We start from the raw sequence: 234 nt of genomic DNA on the forward strand, positions 1-234 counted from the left end.
ACTTTTAGTCTTCTTCCTACTGAAACATCATATGGCGTTTTCATTCCACCTTCTGAGTATGGATAATGAAATATGAACAACCTTAACTCCTCTTCATATTCATAAAACTTATTTTTAGTTGTAATTACATTAAATCTGTTTTCAGGTTCTTCTTTTATAAAGTTGGTATATTTTACTTTTGAATAGTAAATATCATCTTGATATTCATTCTTTTCTTGTTTTATAGACTTTAGT

Annotated in this window: 1 protein-coding gene; it reads right to left on the reverse strand. The window is 26.5% G+C overall.

All coding sequences use genetic code 11. The annotated features are described in order from the left end of the window. Window positions 1-234 (reverse strand): hypothetical protein (locus ACY2RX_RS14940; RefSeq protein WP_490104752.1); only part of this gene is annotated, 234 nt, incomplete at both ends.

Source organism: Polaribacter sp. 2405UD43-2 (assembly GCF_058147125.1).